The sequence below is a fragment of the Novosphingobium aquae genome (assembly GCF_037572715.1).
GTDB classification, from domain to species: Bacteria; Pseudomonadota; Alphaproteobacteria; order Sphingomonadales; family Sphingomonadaceae; genus Novosphingobium; species Novosphingobium aquae.
Genome location: NZ_JBBHJY010000001.1, coordinates 860,491 through 882,584, shown reverse-complemented (window position 1 = coordinate 882,584; position 22,094 = coordinate 860,491). Strand labels below are relative to the sequence as shown.

At 63.0% G+C, this 22,094-nt stretch carries 23 protein-coding genes; 11 read left to right on the top strand and 12 right to left on the bottom strand.

The window, feature by feature from the left end; genetic code table 11:
- The first annotated feature begins 46 nt into the window (after positions 1-46).
- The 6 genes from WG900_RS04425 (at position 47) to tgt (ending at position 4,805) form a co-directional block, all read left to right on the top strand.
- A complete protein-coding gene (locus WG900_RS04425; protein ID WP_339964973.1) occupies positions 47-286 on the top strand; it encodes an exodeoxyribonuclease VII small subunit in 240 nt (79 codons plus the stop codon).
- 9 nt (positions 287-295) lie between these two features.
- A complete protein-coding gene (locus WG900_RS04420; RefSeq protein WP_339964972.1) occupies positions 296-1,192 on the top strand; it encodes a polyprenyl synthetase family protein in 897 nt (298 codons plus the stop codon).
- Between the two features lies 1 nt (position 1,193).
- On the top strand, positions 1,194-1,718 hold the full coding sequence (gene coaD, locus WG900_RS04415) for a pantetheine-phosphate adenylyltransferase (RefSeq protein ID WP_339964970.1): 525 nt from the start codon (positions 1,194-1,196) through the stop codon (positions 1,716-1,718).
- 122 nt (positions 1,719-1,840) lie between these two features.
- The gene (locus tag WG900_RS04410; protein WP_417596847.1) at positions 1,841-2,545 is read left to right on the top strand and encodes a peptidylprolyl isomerase; all 705 of its coding nucleotides are present in this window, start codon (positions 1,841-1,843) and stop codon (positions 2,543-2,545) included.
- Positions 2,546-2,640: 95 nt separating this feature from the next.
- The gene (gene queA / locus WG900_RS04405; RefSeq protein WP_339964966.1) at positions 2,641-3,669 is read left to right on the top strand and encodes a tRNA preQ1(34) S-adenosylmethionine ribosyltransferase-isomerase QueA; all 1,029 of its coding nucleotides are present in this window, start codon (positions 2,641-2,643) and stop codon (positions 3,667-3,669) included.
- Positions 3,670-3,677: 8 nt separating this feature from the next.
- Complete coding sequence (gene tgt / locus WG900_RS04400) at positions 3,678-4,805, top strand: tRNA guanosine(34) transglycosylase Tgt (protein ID WP_339964965.1); 1,128 nt, start codon at positions 3,678-3,680, stop codon at positions 4,803-4,805.
- A 43-nt stretch (positions 4,806-4,848) separates the two neighbouring features.
- On the opposite strand, the gene WG900_RS04395 is transcribed toward tgt, so the two are convergent.
- The 7 genes from WG900_RS04395 to rpiB form a co-directional block, all read right to left on the bottom strand.
- Positions 4,849-5,016 carry a hypothetical protein gene (locus WG900_RS04395; RefSeq protein ID WP_339964964.1) on the bottom strand — a complete coding sequence of 56 codons (168 nt, stop codon included), beginning with the start codon at positions 5,014-5,016 and terminating at the stop codon, positions 4,849-4,851.
- A 167-nt stretch (positions 5,017-5,183) separates the two neighbouring features.
- Entirely contained in the window at positions 5,184-5,798 is a 615-nt protein-coding gene (gene rpsD / locus WG900_RS04390) for a 30S ribosomal protein S4 (protein WP_339964962.1), read from the bottom strand.
- Positions 5,799-5,951: 153 nt separating this feature from the next.
- Positions 5,952-6,743 (bottom strand): RNA methyltransferase, encoded by a 792-nt coding sequence (locus WG900_RS04385; protein ID WP_339964959.1) that lies wholly within the window; start codon positions 6,741-6,743, stop codon positions 5,952-5,954.
- A complete protein-coding gene (gene nrdR / locus WG900_RS04380; RefSeq protein WP_339964957.1) occupies positions 6,727-7,188 on the bottom strand; it encodes a transcriptional regulator NrdR in 462 nt (153 codons plus the stop codon). The genes WG900_RS04385 and nrdR overlap by 17 nt, the downstream gene beginning before the upstream one ends.
- Positions 7,189-7,194: 6 nt before the next feature.
- On the bottom strand, positions 7,195-7,422 hold the full coding sequence (locus tag WG900_RS04375) for a hypothetical protein (RefSeq protein ID WP_339964956.1): 228 nt from the start codon (positions 7,420-7,422) through the stop codon (positions 7,195-7,197).
- A gap of 3 nt (positions 7,423-7,425) precedes the next feature.
- The gene (gene glyA, locus WG900_RS04370) at positions 7,426-8,718 is read right to left on the bottom strand and encodes a serine hydroxymethyltransferase (protein WP_339964955.1); all 1,293 of its coding nucleotides are present in this window, start codon (positions 8,716-8,718) and stop codon (positions 7,426-7,428) included.
- A 13-nt stretch (positions 8,719-8,731) separates the two neighbouring features.
- On the bottom strand, positions 8,732-9,169 hold the full coding sequence (rpiB, locus tag WG900_RS04365) for a ribose 5-phosphate isomerase B (protein WP_339964954.1): 438 nt from the start codon (positions 9,167-9,169) through the stop codon (positions 8,732-8,734).
- Between the two features lie 158 nt (positions 9,170-9,327).
- Between rpiB and WG900_RS04360 the strand changes: the two genes are divergently transcribed.
- Positions 9,328-11,040 carry a M20/M25/M40 family metallo-hydrolase gene (locus WG900_RS04360; RefSeq protein WP_339964953.1) on the top strand — a complete coding sequence of 571 codons (1,713 nt, stop codon included), beginning with the start codon at positions 9,328-9,330 and terminating at the stop codon, positions 11,038-11,040.
- A gap of 132 nt (positions 11,041-11,172) precedes the next feature.
- On the opposite strand, the gene rpoD is transcribed toward WG900_RS04360, so the two are convergent.
- The 3 genes from rpoD to WG900_RS04345 all read right to left on the bottom strand — a co-directional run bounded on the left by rpoD (position 11,173) and on the right by WG900_RS04345 (position 15,651).
- The gene (gene rpoD / locus WG900_RS04355; protein WP_339964952.1) at positions 11,173-13,188 is read right to left on the bottom strand and encodes an RNA polymerase sigma factor RpoD; all 2,016 of its coding nucleotides are present in this window, start codon (positions 13,186-13,188) and stop codon (positions 11,173-11,175) included.
- 175 nt (positions 13,189-13,363) lie between these two features.
- Positions 13,364-15,193, bottom strand: a complete 1,830-nt coding sequence (dnaG, locus tag WG900_RS04350) for a DNA primase (protein WP_339965323.1) — start codon at positions 15,191-15,193, stop codon at positions 13,364-13,366.
- A gap of 5 nt (positions 15,194-15,198) precedes the next feature.
- A complete protein-coding gene (locus WG900_RS04345) occupies positions 15,199-15,651 on the bottom strand; it encodes a GatB/YqeY domain-containing protein (RefSeq protein WP_339964950.1) in 453 nt (150 codons plus the stop codon).
- Positions 15,652-15,809: 158 nt separating this feature from the next.
- On the opposite strand from WG900_RS04345, the gene carA reads away from it, so the two are divergent.
- The 4 genes from carA (at position 15,810) to greA (ending at position 21,275) form a co-directional block, all read left to right on the top strand.
- Complete coding sequence (gene carA, locus WG900_RS04340) at positions 15,810-16,976, top strand: glutamine-hydrolyzing carbamoyl-phosphate synthase small subunit (protein ID WP_339964948.1); 1,167 nt, start codon at positions 15,810-15,812, stop codon at positions 16,974-16,976.
- On the top strand, positions 16,973-17,353 hold the full coding sequence (locus WG900_RS04335; protein ID WP_339964946.1) for a hypothetical protein: 381 nt from the start codon (positions 16,973-16,975) through the stop codon (positions 17,351-17,353). The genes carA and WG900_RS04335 overlap by 4 nt, the downstream gene beginning before the upstream one ends.
- A 10-nt stretch (positions 17,354-17,363) precedes the next feature.
- Complete coding sequence (carB, locus tag WG900_RS04330) at positions 17,364-20,690, top strand: carbamoyl-phosphate synthase large subunit (RefSeq protein WP_339964945.1); 3,327 nt, start codon at positions 17,364-17,366, stop codon at positions 20,688-20,690.
- A gap of 108 nt (positions 20,691-20,798) precedes the next feature.
- Positions 20,799-21,275: a transcription elongation factor GreA gene (gene greA / locus WG900_RS04325; protein WP_339964944.1), complete on the top strand. Its 477-nt coding sequence runs from the start codon at positions 20,799-20,801 to the stop codon at positions 21,273-21,275.
- A gap of 95 nt (positions 21,276-21,370) precedes the next feature.
- Here greA and WG900_RS04320 read toward each other — a convergent pair whose 3' ends face one another.
- Complete coding sequence (locus tag WG900_RS04320) at positions 21,371-21,586, bottom strand: DUF4170 domain-containing protein (protein ID WP_339964943.1); 216 nt, start codon at positions 21,584-21,586, stop codon at positions 21,371-21,373.
- A 91-nt stretch (positions 21,587-21,677) separates the two neighbouring features.
- Entirely contained in the window at positions 21,678-22,094 is a 417-nt protein-coding gene (locus WG900_RS04315; RefSeq protein ID WP_339964941.1) for a tellurite resistance TerB family protein, read from the bottom strand.

Sequence of the window (22,094 nt, the reverse complement as noted above, 5' to 3'; positions counted from 1 at the left end):
TGGAGGCAGCTTGACCGTGACGCGCGGCGCGGTCAATGGTTCCGGGATGTCTGAAATGACCCCCAAACTGACATTTGAACAGGCCCTTCGCGCGCTGGAAGATGTTGTCCGCAAGTTGGAGAGCGGGGAAGTGCCCCTCGACGATTCGATCACGCTCTATGAAGAGGGTGAGCGGCTCCGCAAATTGTGCCAGGCGCGGCTCGATGCGGCTTCGGCGCGGATCGAAAAGATCGTCAAAGGCGCAGACGGCCAGCCCGCCACCGCTCCTTTTGACGCTGACGCCTGAGGGGCAACCATGCCGGCCAAGCTTCTCCTCAGCGATGCGCTTGCCCGCATAGCCGCCGATGTCGATTCCATGTTCGACGCCATGCTGCCGGTGCCGGATGATGCCCGCGCACGGCTGATCGAGGCGATGCGCTATGCCGCGATCGGCGGCGGCAAGCGGCTGCGTCCGCTGCTGCTGACGGCGACAGCAGAACTCTACGGCGTCGATTTCTCGACCGCGCTGCGCGCCGGCGTCGCGATCGAGGCGATCCACGTCTATTCGCTGATCCACGATGACCTGCCGTGCATGGACGATGACGACATGCGCCACGGCAAGCCCACCGTGCACCGCGCCTTTGACGAAGCGACTGCGGTGCTGGCCGGCGATGCGCTCCATGCCTTTGCCTTCGAGATCATTGCCGATCCCGACCTGTTCCCCGATCCCTTCACCCGCGCCGAACTGGTGCTCGCGCTTGGCCGCGCTGCCGGGATGAACGGCATGGCCGGCGGGCAGATGATGGACATCGTTGCAGAAGACGAAAGCTTCGACCTGCGCACCGTCACCCGGCTCCAGCAGCTGAAGACCGGGGCGCTGCTGGGCGCGGCAGTGGAAATGGGCGCGATCCTTGGCCGCTTGCCGCCCGAAGGCCGCACGCTCCTGCGCGGTTACGCCCGCGACATCGGCCTTGCCTTTCAGATCACCGACGACCTTCTTGACCATGAAGGCGATGAAGCCGCCGCCGGCAAGGCACTTCGCAAGGATCAGGCCGCCGGCAAGCAGACCTTCGTCTCACTGTTCGGCCCCGAACGCGCCCGCCAGCAGGCGCAGATGCTGGTCGATCAGGCCATTGCGCATCTGGCGCAGCACGGGCAGGAAGCGGACTTGCTGCGGGCGCTGGCGCGCTACGTTGTCGAGAGGGATCACTGATATGGCAACGGCTCCCAAGGAACGCATCGGCGTCTATCCTGGCACCTTCGATCCGATGACGCTTGGCCATGCCGACATCATCCGGCGCGGGGCCAAGCTCGTCGATAAGCTGGTCATTGGCGTCACCACCAACATCGCCAAATCACCCATGTTCAACGATGATGAGCGCATTGCCATGGTCCGGCGCGAGGCTGAGGGCCTTGGCCTGTCGAACATCGAAGTCGTCGGCTTCAATTCACTGCTGATGGACTTTGCCGATGCGCAGGGTGCTTCGGTGGTGATCCGCGGCATTCGCGGGGTGACCGACTTCGAATACGAATATCAACTCACCGGCATGAACCGCCAGCTTAACAACAAGGTTGAGACCATCTTCCTGATGGCTGATGTCAGCCTGCAGCCGATCGCCTCGCGATTGGTCAAGGAAATCGCGCTTTACGGCGGCGATATCGCCAAGTTCGTCAGCCCAGCGGTCCGTGCCGATGTCCTTGCCCGCATCACCGAGACGGCGCGGCTTGCGCGGGACTGAATTTACGTGCCTTGCGCCTGTTCATTGCCATGACAGTTGACGGGCGCTATCGACACGCCACCCCCAAGGCACCAGCCACGAGAGTTGACCAGATGAAGCCGCGTAATCTTATCGTTTCCATCATGCTGGGCCTGTCCCTGGCGGCAACGCCCGCCATGGCGAAGAAGAAAAGCAAGGACATCGTCGCGGAAAAGCCGCAGGTCCTGCTGAACACGGCGGTCAATGCCGACATGAAGTTTGAGCCGGAAAACATCCTGCTGCTCGATCTGTCGAACGGAGGCCGAGTCGCGATCCGCCTGATGCCGACATGGGCACCCAACCACGTCGAGCGTATCAAGACCCTGGTCGGTCGCGGCTTCTACAACGGCGTGGTGTTCCACCGCGTGATCGATGGCTTCATGGCGCAGACCGGTGACCCCAAGGGCACGGGCGAGGGCGGTTCCGACCTTCCTGACCTGAAGGCCGAATTCAACATGGTGCCCCACATGCGCGGCACTGTCTCCATGGCCCGCACCAACGAGCCTGACACGGCGAACAGCCAGTTCTTCATCGTATTCTACCCGCGTTTCGCGCTCGACAAGCGCTACACAAACTTCGGCAAGGTCATTGCCGGGATGGAACAGGTTGACGCGATCGTCCGCGGCGAGCCGCCGGTGAACCCGACCAAGATCCTTCAGGCGTCTTTCGCCAGCGAAGGCAAGGCGCAGATGATGCCGCCGCCGCCCGCACCGCCGGTCGCCATTGTCGAACAGCCAGCCCCGGCACCCGTGGTCGCTCCGCCGGTGAAGGCAGCCCCTGTGGCGAAAGCAAAGCCGCGCACCAAGTAAGTAAGAAAGGTGCCGTCCCGGGCTTGACCCGGAACCGCTGGACTGTACCGCCCCGCCAGCGATCCCGGCTTTTACCGGGATGACGGAATGGTGCCATGAAGGTCGACCTCTTCGATTTCGAACTCCCGGCAGAGAACATCGCGCTGCGACCGGTGCGCCCGCGCGATTCGGCGCGGATGCTGCTCGTGGCTGGCGATGCACCATTCGAGGATCTGACCGTCCGCGATCTGCCGGCGCAATTGCGTGCTGGCGACGTTCTCGTGTTCAACGACACTCGCGTCATTCCCGCACAGCTTGAAGGCACGCGCGGTGAGGCCCGCATCGGGGCGACCCTGCACAAAAGGATCGACTTGCGCCGCTGGCAAGCCTTCGTCCGCAATGGCAAGCGACTGCACGAAGGCGATGTTATTGCCTTCCCGGCGGATGTTTCAGCCAAGGCCGAGCAGCGCCACGCCGACGGTAGCTGGACACTGGCCTTTGCCGGCTCTGAACCAGTAGAAGTCTTGCTCGAACGGGCAGGGCGGATGCCGCTGCCGCCGTACATCGCGGGGAAACGCCCGACTGATGCGGCTGATCTTGAAGACTACCAGACCATCTTTGCCAACGAGGCTGGTGCTGTCGCCGCCCCAACTGCTGCGCTGCATTTCACACCTGACCTACTCGCCGCGATTGATGCCGCTGGCATCGGACGGGAAATTCTGACGCTCCATGTCGGCGCAGGCACGTTCCTTCCGGTCAAGGCCGAGGACACCGACGACCATTCCATGCACGCCGAATGGGGCCGGATCGAACCGGACACCGCCGCCCGGCTCAACACAGCACGGGCCGGCGGCGGCCGGATCATCGCAGTCGGCACCACCAGTCTGCGCCTGCTGGAAAGCGCGGCGGATGCAGATGGCACGATCCGGCCTTTCGCTGGCGACACCGCAATCTTCATCACCCCCGGCTACCGCTTTCGCGCCATCGATGGCCTGATGACCAACTTCCACTTGCCCAAGAGCACCCTGTTCATGCTCGTCAGCGCTTTGATGGGGTGTGAGCGGATGCAGGCGGCCTATGCCCATGCCATCGCCGAGGGCTATCGGTTCTATTCATATGGCGATTCCTCGTTGCTGCTGCCATAGCGCGGGCGATGAGCAAGCCCCGTTTCGATTTCACCATTCACGCCGTTGACGGCAAGGCCCGCACCGGCACGATCCAAATGCAGCGCGGCGAGATCCGCACGCCGGCCTTCATGCCGGTGGGCACGGCGGCGACGGTCAAGGGCATAAAGCCCGAAGGCGTGAGAGCGGCGGGCGCCGACATCATTCTGGGCAATACCTATCACCTCATGCTCCGCCCCGGCGCTGAGCGTGTCGCGCGGCTTGGCGGGCTGCACAAGTTCATGAACTGGGACCGCCCGATCCTCACAGACAGCGGCGGCTATCAGGTGATGAGCCTCAGCGACCTGCGCAAGATTACCGAGGAAGGCGTGACCTTCGCCAGCCACCTCGATGGTTCGCGCCACCTGCTCAGCCCCGAACGGTCGATGGAAATCCAACGCCTGCTCGGCTCCGACATCGTCATGTGCTTCGACGAATGCCCCCGCGCCGACCAGCCCCGCGATGTGATTGCCCGATCGATGGAAATGTCGATGCGCTGGGCCAAGCGCAGCCGCGACGCCTTTGATGCCGGCGGCGAACACGCCGAGCGATCCGCCTTGTTCGGCATTCAGCAAGGCGCGCTCGATGAGGATCTGCGCCGCCAGAGCGCCGAGGCCTTGGCCGAAGTCGGCTTCGATGGCTACGCAATCGGCGGCCTTGCCGTGGGCGAGGGGCAAAATGCCATGTTCGCCACACTCGATTTCGCGCCCGGACAACTGCCGGCAGACCACCCGCGCTACCTGATGGGCGTCGGCAAGCCCGACGATCTCGTCGGCGCGGTCGAACGCGGGGTCGACATGTTCGACTGCGTTCTTCCCACACGTTCGGGCCGCAACGGGCAGGCCTTCACCTGGAACGGGCCGCTCAACTTGCGCAATGCCAAACATGCCGAGGACCTGGCGCCGCTCGATGAGGAATGCGGTTGCCCCGCCTGCCGCGACTACAGTCGCGCTTACCTGCATCACCTGATCAAGTCGGGCGAAATGCTCGGCGCAATGCTGATGACCGAGCACAACCTGTGGTTCTACCAGTCGCTGATGCAGGGCATGCGCGATGCCATCGCCGCCGGTCAGTTCGCCGGGTTCGCGAAACGGTTCCGGACTTCATACTTGAAATGATCTGGCAAAGGCTGGCAGCGACACATTACGCGTCGCAGGTGCTCTAATCCCGCTTGATCGTTTCAAGCTGCGTGCCGCGATAGGCGACGAAGAACCCAGATCTGGGATCGAGAAAGCCTGCGCCGATCGCGCAGGCGTGCTGCTGCGCGGTATGCAGATCGGAGTACCATTTCCCGGCGCGATGCGGGGTTACAAAGCGATAATTGAACATCTTGAACGCTCAAACGCAGGACAGTTTCACTCGTTCCCGCAGCTTATCGCATTTCCTGCCAACAGCTTGTGCGCTGATCTTAAGGCAGTTCCCATAATCCTGTGACCACAAATGCAAAGGGCGGCCCCGAAGGACCACCCTGCATTTTTCGGCAAGAGCCGGCTGGATCAGCGCGAATAGAATTCGACGACTAGGTTCGGTTCCATCTTCACCGGATAAGGCACTTCATCAAGCGTGGGAACGCGGACGAAGGTGACCTTGTCGTTGCCGTCGGGAGCGACGTACTCAGGGATTTCGCGTTCGGCGAGGCCCTGCGCTTCGATGATCAGCGCCATTTCCTTGGCCTTTTCGCCAAGGCTGATGATGTCACCGGGGCGGACGCGGCGGCTGGCGATGTTGCAGCGCACGCCGTTCACGCGAATGTGGCCGTGCGAAACAACCTGACGGGCAGCAAAGATGGTCGGTGCGAACTTGGCGCGGTACACGACCATGTCGAGGCGCTGTTCGAGTAGGCCGATCAGGTTCTGACCGGTATCGCCCTTCATCTTCGACGCTTCCTGATAGGTGCGCTTGAACTGCTTTTCCGTCACGTCGCCGTAGTAGCCCTTGAGCTTCTGCTTGGCGCGCAGCTGGATGCCGAAGTCCGAGATCTTGCTCTTGCGGCGCTGGCCGTGCTGGCCGGGGCCATAGGCGCGGCGGTTAACCGAGCTCTTGGGACGGCCCCAGATGTTTTCACCAAGACGGCGGTCAATCTTATGCTTTGAAGCCTTGCGCTTTGACACAGGCGTTCCTTTCAATTTGCGTGCTGCAGCGATGTGCTGAAGCTTCCAGCCCGGACACGCACCGTTTCAGCATAATCTGAAACGCGATCGCCGCTTCACCGGGGTGCGGGATCAATTGCGAAGGCGCGCGCTTAGCGGCGAGGGGCCAGAAGGTCAAGCTTCATCGGGCGGAGAGTCTGGATCGGGCGGGGTTTGGGGCTTGCCCCGCCGGTTGTCGCCCGGTTTGCTGCCCGGCAGGCGTTCCATGGCCGAAAGCACCCCGCGCATGGTCCGCACCTCAAGGTGGTTCCAGCCGGGCTTGGTCAGCATGGCGCGCAGGGTGAGGCGGGTCGGCATGGCCCGCGATGGCGGGTTGAAGTAGCCGCGCGGGGTCAGCAGCGCTTCCATCTGGTTGATCATGCCCTCAAGGTCTTCCTGCGGCGCCGGGGGCAGCAGTTCCTCGACCGTCGGCTGGGCCAGATCGACCAGTTTCGACCACTCATAAACGCACAGCATCACCGCCTGCGCAAGGTTGAGTGAGGCGAAGTCCGGGTTGATAGGTACGGTGATGATCGTGCGGGCCAGCGCGACGTCCTCGGTTTCCAGCCCCGAACGCTCCGGCCCGAAAACGATGGCCGAGCGGGCGACATCGCCGTGGATTGCCTGCGCCGCCTGTTCGGGGGTCATGACCGGTTTGGTCACGCCGCGCTTGCGGACGGTCGTCGCATAAACGTGCGAACAATCGTGCACCGCCTCGGCGAGGCTCTCGAAAACCTGCGCCTCGGCAAGAACGATGTCCGCCCCCGCCGTTGCCGGGCCGGCGCTGGGATTGGGCCAGCCATCGCGCGGCGAGACAAGGCGCATTTCGGTGAGCCCGAAATTGAGCATGGCGCGCGCGGCCTTGCCGATGTTCTCGGCCAGTTGCGGGCGGACGAGGACAATGACGGGTTTAGTGCTTGCCGACATCGCGCACCGTTCCGGCAAATTCCTCAAAGTCCTTGGCATCGCCGAAGTCCCGGTAAACCGAGGCGAAGCGGATGTAGGCCACCGAATCGAGCTGGCGCAGGCCTTCCATCACCATTTCGCCGATGGTCCGCGAAGGAACTTCGGTCTCGCCCATGGTCTCGATCTGGCGTTGTATGCCGGATACGAGCTGGTCGATCCGCTCCTGCGCAATGCCGCGCTTGCGGCAGGCGAGGGTAACGGACTGTTCGATCTTCAAGCGGTCAAACGGTTCGCGTGCATCGTTGCTTTTCAACACGGTAATCTCGCGCAACTGGACCCGTTCAAACGTCGTGAAACGTGCCCCGCAGCCCTCGCACTGGCGACGGCGGCGGATCGCGGTGTTGTCCTCGGTCGGACGCGAGTCCTTTACCTGGCTGTCGTCATGGGCGCAGAACGGGCAACGCATCGGCGGTTACGGACGGACCCGCTTGTAGAGCATGAAGCCGGCTCCCGCGAGCGCGCCGAGCGGCAGCGATACAACGGGAAGAATCCAGCCCGCCGCCGCGCCGATCGCCAATCCGGTCAGGACGGGCTTCGTCGAAGGATGGCGCGCGCCGTCTTTGGCCATGCCAACGACTTCAACCTTCAGATCCTCGATCAGGTCACCACCGTTGTTGTTTGGGTTCTTGCCTTCGGTCATCGGTCACATTCCTTCATAGATAGGGAATCGGGCGCAAAGCTCTTCTACGCGCGCCTTGACCGATTGTTCCACCTGCGCGTCACCGTCTTCGCCGTTCTTGCGCATTCCTTCGACGACTTCGGCAATAAGTCCGCCGATCTGCGTGAATTCCGCCACGCCGAACCCGCGTGTCGTGCCGGCCGGCGTGCCAAGGCGGATGCCTGAAGTCACGAAGGGCGAGCGTGAGTCGTTCGGGATGCCGTTCTTGTTGCAAGTGATGGCAGCGCGATCGAGGCCCTTTTCGGTGGCCTTGCCGGTGATGTCCTTCGACGTCAGGTCAACCAGCATCAGGTGGTTGTCCGTGCCACCCGAAACGATGTCGAGCCCGTTGGCCTGCAGCGAGGCGGCGAGCGTCTTGGCATTGTCTGCCACGGCCTGGGCATAGGCCTTGAACTCGGGCGTCATCGCTTCGGCAAAGGCCACGGCCTTGGCAGCGATGATGTGCATCAGGGGGCCGCCCTGCAGACCCGGGAAAATCGCCGTGTTGAGCTTCTTGGCGAGCGCCTCGTCGTTCGACAGGATGATGCCCGAACGGGGCCCGCGCAGGCTCTTGTGCGTCGTAGTGGTGGTGACGTGGGCGTGCGGGACGGGCGAGGGGTGGACACCGCCGGCGACGAGGCCGGAGAAGTGGCTCATGTCGGCAAGCAGGTAGGCACCCACTTCATCGGCGATTTCGCGGAAGCAGGGGAAGTCCCAGGTGCGCGAATAGGCGGTGCCGCCGCAGATGATCAGCTTCGGCTTGCACTCGCGTGCGATGCGGGCAACCTCGTCCATGTCGATGCGGTGATCGTCGGCGCGCACGGTGTAGGGCACCGGATTGAACCACTTGCCGCTCATGTTGACGGGGCTACCGTGGGTCAGGTGGCCACCGGCGTTGAGGTCGAGCCCCATGAACGTGTCGCCCGGCTGCAGCAGCGCGAGGAATACGGCCTGGTTCATCTGGCTGCCCGAATTGGGCTGAACGTTGGCGAAATTGGCGCCGAACAGCTTCTTCGCCCGTTCGATCGCCAGCGTCTCGATCTCGTCGACATATTCGCAGCCGCCGTAATAGCGCTTGCCCGGATAACCTTCGGCATACTTGTTGGTCAGGATCGAACCAGCGGCTTCGAGCACGGCCTTTGAACAGATGTTCTCGCTGGCGATCAGCTCGATCTTGTCGCGCTGGCGGCCGAGTTCCTTGCCGATCCAGCCGGCAATGTCGGGATCGGTAGCAGCGAGGCCGGCGGTGAAGAAGCCATTGGGGGTGACGGCGGTCATCTCAGATCCCTGTTCAGCAAGATGGGTTGGAAAGCTTGTCGACGCGGCCGGCGTGGCGGCCTCCGCCGAAATCAGTCGAAAGGAAAGCGTCGAGGCAGGCCTTGGCCATGTCCTCTCCGGTCAGCCGGGCGCCCATGGCGATGCAGTTGGCATCGTTGTGTTCGCGCGCCAGAGCTGCGGAAAGCGGTTCGGACACGAGCGCGCAGCGCAGCTTGGGGTTGCGGTTGACGGCGATCGATATGCCGATGCCCGATCCGCACAGGGCGACGCCGCGTTCGGCGGTGCCATCGGCAACCACGGCGGCGAGCTTGTAGCCATAGTCGGGATAATCGACCCGGTCGGCCGTTTCAGGGCCAAGGTCAGCAACCTCATGACCGAGGCCGATCAGGTATTCGCGCAAGGTCGCCTTCAGATCGACCGCGGCGTGATCGGATGCGATGGCAATTCTCATCGGCGCTGCTCGTCTCTTTGGTGGGAATCGGCTGGGCACCCCATAGGGGCAAGCCTGCCGCGATGCCACCCGCAATGCGCGAATCTGCACAGTCCGGGCGCGGTTTGACTCGGGCGTGCGCGGCGAGCATCAATCGCGCCGGGATTGGGAGGACAAGAATGAAGCTTTGGACAGGATTTGCCTTGGCTGTTGCTGCCGCGCTGGTGCTGGCGATTATCGGCACGACGCCTCCGGGGCCTCTCCCGGCGAACTCTGCGGCGCAGGACTTTTCCGCGGCTCGTGCGATGGCCGATGTCCGCGTGATTGCGGCGCGTCCGCACGCCACCGGCACGCCGGAGAATGCGGAGGTTCGCCGCCATATTGTCGAACGTCTACGCGCAATGGGGCTGGAAACGCGCGAAACCCTGCTGCCTCTGCCGCCGCGCGCGACCGAGCGGATGAAAGGCTGGTCGAAGGGCGTCCACGCGCCGACCGAGATGGTCAATATCGTCGGCGTGCTTCCCGGCAAGGATCGCTCCCTTCCAGCGGTCGCCCTGATGGCGCACCACGACACGGTTTGGGGATCGCCCGGTGCTTCCGACGACACGGCCGGCGTCGCGACGATCCTCGAGACGGTGCGCGCCGTTCGGCAGCGCGGGCTGGCAAAGCGTGACCTGATCGTGATCCTGACCGATGCTGAAGAAATTGGCCTGTCGGGCGCTGAGGCGTTCTTCGCCTCCGATCCGATCCGCGACCGCGTCGGCACAATCGTCAACATGGAAGCGCGCGGGGGCGGGGGACGGACGACATTGTTCGAAACATCGCCGGGGAACGGAGCGGCAGTTGCGCTCTATGCCGATGCGGTCAGCCGGCCGGGTGCCTCGTCGCTCGCGACTTTCATCTACAGCGTCCTGCCGAACGACACTGACCTGTCCGTCTCGCTGCGGGCAAGCAAGCCGGGCTACAACTTCGCCTTTATCGGCCGGCCGGGGCTGTACCATTCGCCCAAGGCCGCGCCGGATGCGCTTGATCAGGGGGCGTTGCAGGACATGGGCGGTCAGGTCCTGGCACTGACCGACGCCTTGCTGCGGGCAGATCAACTGCCCGAAAGCGCGCCTGATGTGGTTTTCTTCGATGTCTTCGGGCTGTTCCTCGTCAGCTATCCGGTCTGGATCGGCTGGCTGATGGTGGGAGTGATAGTGCTGGGTCTTGGCTACGCGGCACGCGGCCTGCGCGGCAAGCAGATGGCTGAGGGCGCGGCGCGAATGGTGCTGCTGATCCTTGGCGCGGCGCTGGCGCTGTTTCTGCTCAACCTGTTGTCAGGTGCGGGCAGGGGGGCGAACTATTACGACCGGCTGGCGGCGATTCCTTTGCTGGAAGGCATGACGGCGGCGGCTTGTATCGGCCTCTTCCTGCTGCTGTTCCGCATCCAGCAGATCAATGCGCGGCAGATCGGTGCGGCGCTGCCCCTGCTGCTCATCGGAGTAGGCGCGCAGGCCTTTGCGCCGACTGCGGCTTATGTCGTGTTGGTCCCGCTGGTGCTGGTGGTGCTGGCGATCAACCTGAAGGGGGCTGCGGCCAAGATTGCCGGCGCGTTCGTTGCCGCGCTGGTGCTCGGTTACGAGCTCTACCTCGGCCACTTCGTCTTGCAGGGCGTTGGTCCGACCATGCCGTTTGCCGCCGTGCTGCAACTGGCGCTCGCATCGCTGGCGGTGCTGTTGGCCTGGCCGGGGCTGGGCAAGCCGATTGGTCGGCAGTTGGCCCTGGCGGCGCTGGCTCTGGCCGTGGTCATATCGCTGTGGGTCCGCCTTGACCCCATAGCCGATACCATCGCCGTATATTCAAGCGACAAGGCGGTTGAGCCGATCCCGATCACCAAGCCAGCAGCTTGATGTGAGCCCAGAACGGGTAAACCCCGCTGCATTTCTGCAACGGGGTTTTCCTGGATCAACCGTTCCGAAGAACTATCGTCCTGGCTGCAAAACACTGCAGGCCGGGATTGGTTCCCGGCGCTGCAAATATTTTTACTGATCGAGGAACGAGCGCATCTTGCGCGACCGGCTCGGGTGCTTGAGCTTGCGCAGCGCCTTGGCTTCGATCTGGCGGATACGTTCGCGCGTGACCGAAAACTGCTGGCCGACTTCTTCCAGCGTGTGATCGGTGTTCATGCCGATGCCGAAGCGCATGCGCAGCACGCGCTCCTCGCGCGGGGTCAGGCTGGCAAGGACGCGGGTGACCGTTTCCTTGAGGTTGGCCTGGATGGCCGCGTCGACCGGGATGATCGCGTTCTTGTCCTCGATGAAATCACCCAGGTGCGAATCTTCCTCGTCGCCGATCGGCGTTTCGAGGGAGATCGGCTCCTTGGCGATCTTCATCACCTTGCGCACCTTTTCGAGCGGCATCGAAAGCCGTTCGGCCATTTCCTCGGGCGTGGGCTCTCGGCCCTGCTCGTGGAGGAACTGGCGGCTGGTGCGGACCAGCTTGTTGATTGTCTCGATCATGTGGACCGGGATGCGGATCGTGCGCGCCTGATCAGCAATGCTGCGGGTGATGGCCTGCCGGATCCACCAAGTCGCATAGGTCGAGAACTTGTAGCCGCGCCGGTACTCGAACTTGTCGACCGCCTTCATCAGGCCGATGTTGCCTTCCTGAATAAGGTCGAGGAACTGCAGGCCGCGGTTGGTGTACTTCTTGGCGATCGAGATCACTAGGCGCAGGTTCGCCTCGACCATTTCCTTCTTGGCAATGCGCGCTTCGCGTTCAGCCTTCTGGACCATGTTGACGATGCGGCGGAATTCCTGAAGCGCCATGCCGGTGGCAGAGGCGATGTCCGAAACCTCGGCGCGGATGCGCTCGACTGCGTCGACCTCGTTCTCGGCGAAGGCCGCCCACTTCTTGTCCTTGCTGGCCTGAGAAGCCAGCCACGCATCATCAAGCTCGTGGCCGATGTAGCTGTCAAGGAAGTCCTTGCGGTTGACCTTGTGGCGTTCGGCCAGACGCAGCATCTGGCCGCCAAGCGCAGTCAGCCTGCGGTTGAAGGCGTAGATGTTGTCGACCAGGAATTCGATCTTGGTCGCATGGAACTTGACGCTCTCAACGTGCGCGGTCAGCTCTTCACGCAGGGCGTGATACTGCTTTTCCTTGGCCGATGAGAAGGTGTCGCCCGCGTTCATCGCGGCGAGACGCTCGTTCTGGATCTTCTCGAACTTGCGGAAGACGCTGGTGATCAGCGCGAACTTTTCCAGAGCCTCAGGTTTAAGCTGGGCTTCCATCTGGGCGAGGCTGAGGGTGTTGTCCTCTTCCTCTTCCTCAGCCGGACGGCGGGCGCGGCGTTCGATACCTTCTTCGTCTTCTTCGTCGGCGGGTTCTTCCTCGACCTCTTCTTCTTCCTTGAAGGTCGGGCCGGCAGTCGCCTCGGTAATTTCGCCGCTGCCTTCTTCCTCACCGTCTTCGGTCAGGGCTTCGGGCGCGGGCTCCTTGGAAAGCATGGCGTCGAGATCGAGGATCTCGCGCAGCTGCATTTCTTCATTGTTGAGCGCTTCGGACCACTGGATGATTGCATGGAACGTGATCGGGCTTTCGCAGAGCCCGAGGATCATCGTGTCACGACCCGATTCGATGCGCTTGGCGATGGCAATTTCGCCCTCGCGGCTGAGAAGTTCGACCGCGCCCATTTCGCGCAGGTACATGCGCACGGGATCATCCGTGCGCTCGATCGTTTCCTTCTTCTTGATCAGGTCGGGACGTTCGGAGCCCCCGGAATCGACCTCGTCGACTTCCTCGTCCTGCTTGTCGTCCGGATCAACCGCGTCCTCGTCGCTCTCAACGATGTTGACGCCCATTTCCGAGATCGCGGACATGATGTCCTCGATCTGTTCGGAATTCATCTGATCCTGCGGCAGTGCCTCGTTCAGCTCGTCCATGGTGATCACGCCGCGCCGCTTGGCACGGGCGATCAGCTTCTTGATTGCCGAATCGTTGAGGTCGATGAGGGGGGCGTCGCCGCCTTCCTTTTCACCGCCGGTAAAGTCTTCGTCCATTTTCCCGCCGTGTTCCTGCGGGGGACTGCCGAAACCGGCGAGTCGCCCCTGATTCTGGGTATCTCGAGCCGGATTATACCGCGTGGTGGCCCCTTGGCACGGCCACCCGGCAAATTCCAGCCCTGTTTAGTGACTTCATGCGCAACTTGCCGAGCATTAACTGCGATGCTGCGCCTCAGCTGCGATTTTGGGCCTTCAATCGATTTTCAAGCTCTTGCTTGCGCTGACGCAGGCGGGACTGTTCCTCGAAATCGAACCGCTGTGTCGCAGCCTCGATCGCAGCTTCCAGTTCGGGACCTTCGACCAGCATCACCACAGCCGAATCGAGCGAAGCCAGAGCAGACTGTGCGTCGGCACCGGACCGGGCGAAAGGATATGGAATACCGGCGAAGGACTCATCGGAAGGAGACGTGAGGCCCTTGGCAGCCAATGTGGTGATGAGCGCCGAAGTTTCAAGCGCTTCGCCGTGATCGAGGTGTTCAAGCATGGCGCCCAGTACGCGGGCCTGCTCAGGGTCTGCTATCCGGGCGCGGGCAAGCGCCTCGGCGTGGCGTGCGAGAGCCTGCGGATAGAGCAGCAGCCCGGCGATGACCGCGGCGCCAAGACCATCGCGGCGGCCAACACCCGTCGCCCGCTCCATCCGCCGCGCCGTTTCGGGTGCGGGCGGCAATATAGCCGGCTTGCGATCGAAACGCCCCTGGCGCCCGGTAAACGGCTGGCGCGGAGGCGGCGGCTGGCGGGCAGGGAAGGCGAAGTCGGAAAAGCGCTCGCTCAATTCGCGGCGATAGAGCGCCTTGATATCCTGATCAGCAATCGTATCGACATGCGCCATCAGCCGCGCCTTGAGACCGGCCTTGTCTTCGGGCGTGGACAGCGGAACGGCATCGCGCTCGTTCTCCCACAGCGTTTCGACAAGGCTCCCGGCGCTCGCCAACACCCCTTCCAGCGCGCCAACGCCCTGTTTGCGGATCAGGTCATCGGGATCGAGGCCTGTCGGCAGACGGCAAATCCGCAAGGTGTGCGCAGGCCGCAGCATGGGCAGGGCGCGGGTGATCGCCCGCATCGCGGCGCGCTGACCGGCGGAATCGCCATCGAAACAGAGCACCGGAGCCTCGACCAGTCGCCACAGCATTTCCAGCTGGCGTTCTGTGAGCGCGGTGCCCATCGGAGCGACGGCATCGGCAATGCCCGCTGCCGCCAGAGCAACGACGTCCATCTGCCCCTCGACCACCACGATCCGCCCGCTCTGCCGCGAGGCCGGTCCGGCGCGGTGGAGGTTGAACAGGGTACGCCCCTTGTCGAACAAGGGCGTATCCGGCGAGTTGAGATACTTTGGCGCGTCCTTCTTATCGGCATCGAGGATGCGCGCCGCAAAGCCGATCACGCGCCCGCGCGCATCCTGAATCGGCATGGTCAGCCGGTCGCGGAAGCGATCATAGGGCTCCTTATCGTCTACCGCGATGCGCAGGCCCGCCTCGATCAGCATCGTTTCGTCAAACCGGCTCAGCGCTGCCTTGAGAGCCTGCCGACCGGCCGGGGCAAAACCAAAGCCGAAGCGCTCCATCGTATGAGAATCGAACCCGCGCGAATTCAGATAGTCACGCGCCTTGGTCCCCGCGGGCGTTTCCAGCTGCGCGCGGTACCAGTCCTGCGCGGCCTGCATCACGTCATGCAGACCGCTTTGTTGTTCGGCAATCTTGGCTGCGCGCGGATCGGGTGCAGGGACTTCCAGACCTGCCTCGGACGCCAGTTCCTTCACCGCATCCATAAACGAAAGCCCGCGCTGGTCGGTCATCCAGCGGATGGCATCGCCGTGCGCTCCGCAACCAAAGCAGTGATAGAACCCCTTCAGGTCATTGACCGTGAAGCTGGGGCTCTTTTCATTGTGGAACGGGCAGCAGGCCTTGAATTCATGCCCCGCCTTGGTGAGCCGCGTCGTCCGCCCGATCACCGCCGAAAGCGTGATCCGGGCGCGCAGTTCATCCAGCCATTGGGGGCTGAGCAACACTCTTACGCCAGCGCGGCTTTGACCAGCCCGCTGGCCTTGCCCATATCAAGCTGGGTGCCGTGCGCCGCCTTCAGCGCGGCGACGACCTTGCCCATGTCCTTCATGCCGGCAGCGCCGGTATCGGCGATGATCTTGGCAATCGCGGCCTTGGTATCGTCTTCGCTCATCTGCTGAGGCATGAATTCCTCGATGACGGCGAGTTCGGTCTTTTCCTGATCGGCAAGTTCCTGACGACCGCCCTGTTCGTACATGGTGATCGATTCGCGGCGCTGCTTGGCCATCTTCTGCAGCACGTCGACTACCAGCGCATCGTCATCGGGCAGATTGGCGGAAGTGCGCAGTTCGATGTCCTTGTCCTTCAATTTGGCAAGGATCAGGCGCACGGCGGCGAGGCGGGGCTTGTCGCCGGCCTTCATGGCGGTGACCTGCGCGGACTTGATCGAGTCGCGAAGCATTTTCGTGTGTTTCCTGTAATTACGGGGTTCGCACCGGGGATAGGAGGCCTCTAACCGGAATTTCGGTGCTTTCAAACCTTGACGCACCGCAACATGGGGTCTAGCCGCCGCTCCTTAGCACACATCGCCGGAAACCCACCCACGGAGCGCCTCCAATCATGGCCGACGCCGCCTCTTCGCACGTATCCAAGCCTGACGGCGCAACTGGCGTTCTCGTCCTTGCCGATGGCACCGTTCTCTGGGGCCGAGGCTTTGGCGCAGTGGGTCAGGCGGTGGGCGAAGTCTGCTTCAACACGGCGATGACCGGATATCAGGAGGTGATGACCGATCCCTCCTATGCTGCGCAGATCGTCACCTTCACTTTCCCGCACATCGGTAATGTCGGCGTCAACGACGAAGATCTTGAAAGCCATGTCGACGGCGCGGTCGGCTGCGTGGTCCGCGAAGATGTCACCGTGCCGAGCAATTTCCGCAGCCAGGGCACTTTCGGTGATTGGTTGGCGAGCAAGGGCAAGATCGGCCTGTCGGGCATCGATACCCGCGCGCTGACCCGCCGCATACGCATGGCCGGTGCGCCCAATGCCGTGCTTGCGCACGATCCCGATGGCCGGTTCGACATCCCCGCACTGATCAAGCGCGCGCTGGAATGGCCGGGTCTGGAAGGCATGGACCTCGCCAAGCTCGTCACCCGCAGCGCGGGCGAGGAATGGGAAGGCGGCGCATGGACGCTGGGCAAGGGCTATGCCCGTAGCCCACGCGATGCCCGCCCGCACGTCGTCGCGATCGATTACGGCGCGAAGGACATGATCTTCCGCAACCTCGTCAAGGCCGGCGCGCGGGTTTCCATCGTTGCGGCGACGACCTCGCTTTCCGACGTGCTGGCGATGAAGCCGGACGGCGTATTCCTCTCCAACGGCCCAGGCGATCCCGCGGCAACGGGCGAATACGCCGTGCCGGTGATCAAGGGTCTGCTCGATGCCGACATGCCGATCTTCGGCATCTGCCTTGGCCACCAGATGCTCGGCATCGCGGCTGGCGCGGCGACCACCAAGATGAACCAGGGCCACCGCGGCGCGAACCACCCGGTCAAGCGGCTGGAAGACGGCGTGGTCGAGATCACCTCGATGAACCACGGCTTTGCGGTGGACAACACCTCGCTGCCGGACACGGTCGAGGAGACCCACATATCGCTGTTCGACGGATCGAACTGCGGCATTTCGGTGAAGGGCAAGAAGGCATTCGGCGTGCAATACCACCCTGAAGCATCGCCGGGTCCCATGGACAGCTTTTACCTGTTTGAACGCTTTGTGGAGATGCTGAAATGAGCCTCACCGACCTTCAGGCCCACGTGCTGGCCTATTACACGTCCGGCCACGGCAAGGAGCTCAGCATCACCACTCGCTGGTATCCGCATGCCGAACTGATCATGATCATCGATGACAAGATCGGCGTTGCCGTGCGCAAGTTCGGCCGCAAGGCCGCGCGCGAGACGCGTGCGGCGGCGACGGAATTCGTTGATACGATGATCGCGCAGGGCGGCTGGTCTACGCAGACCAACGACTTTGGCGGCACGATGCACCAGTTTCAGGCGGACAAGTTCCCCGGGCTGCTCGCCGCGTTCAACGCCTCGAGCCCGATCGTGCAAGCCGCTGCGGCGGACGAAACTTACTGGGCGGAAAAATTCGCCGAACTGACAGCCTGACGGAACCCCCATGCCCAAGCGCACAGACATTTCGAAGATCCTGGTCATCGGCGCCGGCCCGATCATCATCGGGCAGGCCTGCGAGTTCGACTATTCGGGCACACAGGCGATCAAGGCGTTGCGCGAGGAGGGCTACAAGGTCGTCCTCGTCAATTCGAACCCCGCCACGATCATGACCGATCCCGACATGGCTGATGCGACCTATGTCGAGCCGATCACCCCCGAAATCGTCACGCGCATCATCGAAAAGGAACGCCCCGACGCGGTCCTTCCGACCATGGGCGGGCAAACCGCACTGAATACCGCGCTCTCGCTGTTCAACGACGGCACGCTGGAAAAGTACGGCGTCAAGATGATCGGCGCCGATGCCGATGCCATCGACAAGGCTGAGGATCGCCAGCGCTTCCGCGAGGCGATGGACAAGATCGGCCTCGAATCTGCACGTTCCGGCGTGGCCCATACGGTCGACGAAGCTTTCGCCTTGCTCGAACGCACTGGCCTGCCCTCGATCATCCGCCCCAGCTTCACACTCGGCGGCACGGGCGGCGGCGTGGCCTATAACAAGGCCGAGTTCGAAGCGATTGTACGCTCCGGCCTTGATGCCAGCCCGACCACCGAAGTCCTGATCGAGGAATCGCTGCTCGGCTGGAAAGAGTACGAGATGGAGGTTGTCCGCGACCGCAAGGACAACTGCATCATCATCTGTTCGATCGAGAACGTCGATCCGATGGGCGTCCATACGGGCGATTCGATCACCGTCGCCCCGGCGCTGACGCTGACCGACAAGGAATACCAGATCATGCGCAACGCATCGATCGCGGTCCTGCGGGAAATTGGCGTTGAAACAGGCGGTTCGAACGTACAGTTCGCAGTCAATCCCAAGGATGGCCGCCTGATCGTAATCGAGATGAACCCGCGCGTTTCGCGGTCGTCGGCTCTGGCATCGAAGGCCACTGGCTTCCCCATCGCCCGTGTCGCCGCCAAGCTCGCGGTCGGCTACACACTTGATGAGATCACCAACGAGATCACCGGCGCGACCCCGGCCAGTTTCGAGCCGACGATTGACTACGTCGTCACCAAGATTCCGCGCTTCGCCTTCGAAAAGTTCAAGGGCGCCGAACCGCTGCTGTCCACCGCGATGAAGTCGGTTGGCGAGGTTATGGCGATTGGCCGCAACTTCAAGGAATCGATGCAGAAGGCACTGCGCGGGCTCGAAACTGGGCTCGACGGCTTCAACCGCATGCCGCACCTTGAAGGCACGAGCCGAGACGTGATCACCGCCGCGCTGTCGCGCCAGACGCCGGACCGGCTGCTGGTTGTCGGACAGGCCTTCCGCGAAGGCTTCAGCCTTGAGGACATCCAGGCGATCACGCACTTCGATCCCTGGTTCCTGCGTCACATCGAAGAGATCATCGCCGAAGAAGCGGCGATCATGGAAAATGGCCTGCCGAACGACGCCGCGGGCCTGCGCCGTTTGAAAGCCATGGGCTTTTCCGACCACCGCCTTGCCACGCTGGCCGTGCGCTCGGTGCATATTGCTGGCGGGCTGGGCGAGACGATTGCCCCGCGCAAGGGCGGCCTGCTGCACGATGCCGTCAAGGCCATGGCGGGTGCCACCACCGCGCAGGAAGTCTGCCAGCTGCGCCACAAGCTGGGCGTGCTCCCGGTATTCAAGCGCATCGACAGCTGCGCCGCCGAATTCGAGGCGGTCACGCCTTACATGTACTCGACCTACGAGGCACCCAGCTTCGGCGAGCCGGAATGCGAATCCGCGCCGACCGATCGCAAGAAGATCGTCATCCTTGGCGGCGGCCCGAACCGCATCGGGCAGGGCATCGAGTTCGACTATTGCTGCGTCCACGCCTGCTTCGCGCTGGCCGAGGTCGGCTATGAAACGATCATGATCAACTGCAACCCGGAGACGGTCAGCACCGATTATGACACGTCCGACCGCCTCTATTTCGAGCCCCTGACCGCCGAGGACGTGCTGGAAATCCTGCATGTCGAGCAGAAGAACGGCACGCTGGTGGGCGTTATCGTCCAGTTTGGCGGGCAGACCCCGCTCAAGCTCGCGCAGTCGCTTGAAGACGCTGGCATCCCGATCCTCGGCACGTCACCGGATGCCATCGACCTTGCCGAAGATCGCGAGCGTTTTGCCAAGCTGGTCAACGATCTCGGCCTCAAGCAGCCGGCCAACGGCATTGCCCGCAGCCGCGACGAGGCCGTGGCCGTGGCCGAACGCATCGGTTTTCCCGTGCTCATGCGCCCGAGCTATGTGCTGGGTGGACGGGCTATGGAGATCGTTGATTCGGTCGCCCAGCTCGATGATTACATCACCACCGCCGTGCAGGTTTCGGGCGACAGCCCGGTGCTGATCGACCAGTACCTGCGCGATGCCATCGAATGCGATGTCGATGCGCTGTGCGACGGCGAGCAGGTGGTCGTCGCTGGCGTTCTGCAGCACATCGAGGAAGCGGGGATCCACTCGGGCGACAGCGCCTGCACCCTGCCGCCTTACAGCCTGTCCCCGGAAATTGTCACCGAAATGGAGCGGCAGGCCGAGCTGCTGGCACACGGCCTCAGTGTGCGGGGGCTGATGAACATCCAGTTCGCGGTCAAGGAAGGCGAGGTCTACCTGATCGAGGTCAACCCGCGTGCCTCGCGCACCGTTCCTTTCGTCGCAAAGGCCATCGGTCAGCCAGTCGCCAAGATCGCAGCGCGGGTGATGGCGGGCGAGAAGCTCTCGACCTTCCCGCCGTTCAAGCGCGATCTCGACTATATGGCGGTCAAGGAAGCGGTATTCCCGTTCGCGCGCTTCCCCGGAGTCGATCCGGTGCTCTCACCGGAAATGAAGTCCACCGGCGAAGTTATGGGAATTGATCGCGATTTTGCGACGGCTTTCGCCAAGAGCCAACTTGGCGCGGGCGTTTTGCTGCCTGACGGGGGCCTCGTCTTCGTCTCGGTCAAGGACAGCGACAAGCATGTCGTCCTGCCGGCCGTGCAGAAGATCATTTCTCTTGGTTTCCGCGTGATCGCCACGGGCGGGACGCAGCGCTACCTGGCCGAGGCCGGCCTGCCTGTCGAACTGGTCAACAAGGTGGCCGAGGGCCGCCCGCACATCGTCGACCGGATTGTCGACGGCGATGTCGCGCTGATCTTCAATACGACCGAGGGCTGGCAGAGCCTGAAGGACTCGCAATCGATCCGCCAGGCCGCGCTGAAGGGCAAGGTTCCCTACTTCACCACGGCCGCCGCATCAGTCGCCGCGGTGGAAGCAATCGAGGCATTGCGCGGCGCGCAACTTGAAGTCCGCTCATTGCAGGACTATTATAGCTGAAATCTCGCGCTTACCCCCAACATCGCGACCGCCCAGCCTGCTCCCTGCTTGGAGCGGGACGGCAGTCCAGTCCTTGGGTAAGCGCGGGCAACAGGAGGTAGTATACCAATGGCAAGTGTCGAAAAGCTGCCGATGCTGGCGGAGGGCTATGAAAGGCTCATCGTCGAGTTGAAGGCGCTGCGTGAGGAACGTCCCCGGATCGTCGACGCGATCGAGGAAGCCCGCGCCCATGGCGACTTGTCGGAAAACGCGGAATACCACGCCGCGAAGGAACGCCAGGGCCAGGTCGAAGCCAGCATCGGCGATCTCGAAGATCGCGTCAGCCGCGCCCAGATCATCGATCCGACAACGCTTTCGGGCGACCGGATCATTTTCGGCGCCACGGTCACGCTGCTCGACGATGATGACAAGCCGGTGCGCTATCAGATCGTCGGCCCCTATGAGGCGGACGCCAAGGTTGGCCGCATCAGCTACAATTCGCCGCTTGGCCGCGCCCTGATCGGCCGCCGCGTCGACGACGAAATCGAAGTCACGGTGCCTGCCGGTGACCGTTCGTATCTGGTGAAGAAGATCGAATTCATCTGACAGTTCGGCGGCGCAACGCGCTGCTCGCTGAAAGGCAAAAAGGGTGGCCGGGACAAACCGGCCACCCTTTTCTGTGTGTCAGACTGCGCTGCTGATCAGTTCAGGTCGGGCTGCAGCAGCCGATGCAGGTGAACGATGACATATTTCATTTCAGCATCGTCAACCGTGCGCTGAGCGCTGCCGCGCCAGGCTTCTTCAGCCTCGGCGTATGATTCGTAGATGCCGACGAGGTCCATCTTCTCAAGATCGGTGAATTCCAGACCTTGCGGGTCGCTAACCTTGCCGCCCATCACGAGGTGAAGTTTCTGCATGCGATTGTCTCTTTCCGGGGGAGCTGGCCGGAGGACTTGGCCAGGAAGTGGAAAGCGCGGCGCATACAGCCGAATTGGCGGAAAGCCAAGGTCAGCGGCGCAGTTTCCCTACCATTTTGATGGCTTCGCGTGCAGCTCTAATACCCAGATCACGCGAAGTGCTGGCTGCCTTGCGCGTGCCGGCCTGTGCGCGGGCTCCCAGCTCGACAACCCTCTCTCGCCCGTCACTGCTGACGTCGCCCAGTCTTTCCTTTGCCTGCGCCGAGTAGGACCTGCCCAGTTCGCCGGCCATCAGCGCGCCAGTGAGTATGCCTTTGCCGACCTTGCGACCAATCCCGCGCGGCAGAAGCGCGCCGGCCAGCAGGCCGATAACCACACCGCCGCCGATCAACGCAATGGGATAGTCACGGGCAAGATCGGTGTAGGTTTCAGGGGGATCACGATCAGGCACCTTGGCAAGGGCCGACGGGGCAACCGGTTCGTTCCTGCCTGCCGTGGATTCGTTCAC

Coding starts and splice junctions, on each gene's coding strand:
- WG900_RS04345 (WP_339964950.1), bottom strand. CDS start 15,651: ATGCTTCGCGACTCGATCAAGTCCGCGCAGGTCACCGCCATGAAGGCC.
- WG900_RS04395 (WP_339964964.1), bottom strand. CDS start 5,016: ATGTTCAATTATCGCTTTGTAACCCCGCATCGCGCCGGGAAATGGTAC.
- coaD (WP_339964970.1), top strand. CDS start 1,194: ATGGCAACGGCTCCCAAGGAACGCATCGGCGTCTATCCTGGCACCTTC.
- WG900_RS04375 (WP_339964956.1), bottom strand. CDS start 7,422: ATGACCGAAGGCAAGAACCCAAACAACAACGGTGGTGACCTGATCGAG.
- glyA (WP_339964955.1), bottom strand. CDS start 8,718: ATGACCGCCGTCACCCCCAATGGCTTCTTCACCGCCGGCCTCGCTGCT.
- carA (WP_339964948.1), top strand. CDS start 15,810: ATGGCCGACGCCGCCTCTTCGCACGTATCCAAGCCTGACGGCGCAACT.
- WG900_RS04410 (WP_417596847.1), top strand. CDS start 1,841: ATGCTGGGCCTGTCCCTGGCGGCAACGCCCGCCATGGCGAAGAAGAAA.
- WG900_RS04420 (WP_339964972.1), top strand. CDS start 296: ATGCCGGCCAAGCTTCTCCTCAGCGATGCGCTTGCCCGCATAGCCGCC.
- rpiB (WP_339964954.1), bottom strand. CDS start 9,169: ATGAGAATTGCCATCGCATCCGATCACGCCGCGGTCGATCTGAAGGCG.
- WG900_RS04385 (WP_339964959.1), bottom strand. CDS start 6,743: ATGTCGGCAAGCACTAAACCCGTCATTGTCCTCGTCCGCCCGCAACTG.
- WG900_RS04360 (WP_339964953.1), top strand. CDS start 9,328: ATGAAGCTTTGGACAGGATTTGCCTTGGCTGTTGCTGCCGCGCTGGTG.
- carB (WP_339964945.1), top strand. CDS start 17,364: ATGCCCAAGCGCACAGACATTTCGAAGATCCTGGTCATCGGCGCCGGC.
- greA (WP_339964944.1), top strand. CDS start 20,799: ATGGCAAGTGTCGAAAAGCTGCCGATGCTGGCGGAGGGCTATGAAAGG.
- WG900_RS04425 (WP_339964973.1), top strand. CDS start 47: ATGTCTGAAATGACCCCCAAACTGACATTTGAACAGGCCCTTCGCGCG.
- WG900_RS04335 (WP_339964946.1), top strand. CDS start 16,973: ATGAGCCTCACCGACCTTCAGGCCCACGTGCTGGCCTATTACACGTCC.
- WG900_RS04320 (WP_339964943.1), bottom strand. CDS start 21,586: ATGCAGAAACTTCACCTCGTGATGGGCGGCAAGGTTAGCGACCCGCAA.
- tgt (WP_339964965.1), top strand. CDS start 3,678: ATGAGCAAGCCCCGTTTCGATTTCACCATTCACGCCGTTGACGGCAAG.
- nrdR (WP_339964957.1), bottom strand. CDS start 7,188: ATGCGTTGCCCGTTCTGCGCCCATGACGACAGCCAGGTAAAGGACTCG.
- queA (WP_339964966.1), top strand. CDS start 2,641: ATGAAGGTCGACCTCTTCGATTTCGAACTCCCGGCAGAGAACATCGCG.
- rpoD (WP_339964952.1), bottom strand. CDS start 13,188: ATGGACGAAGACTTTACCGGCGGTGAAAAGGAAGGCGGCGACGCCCCC.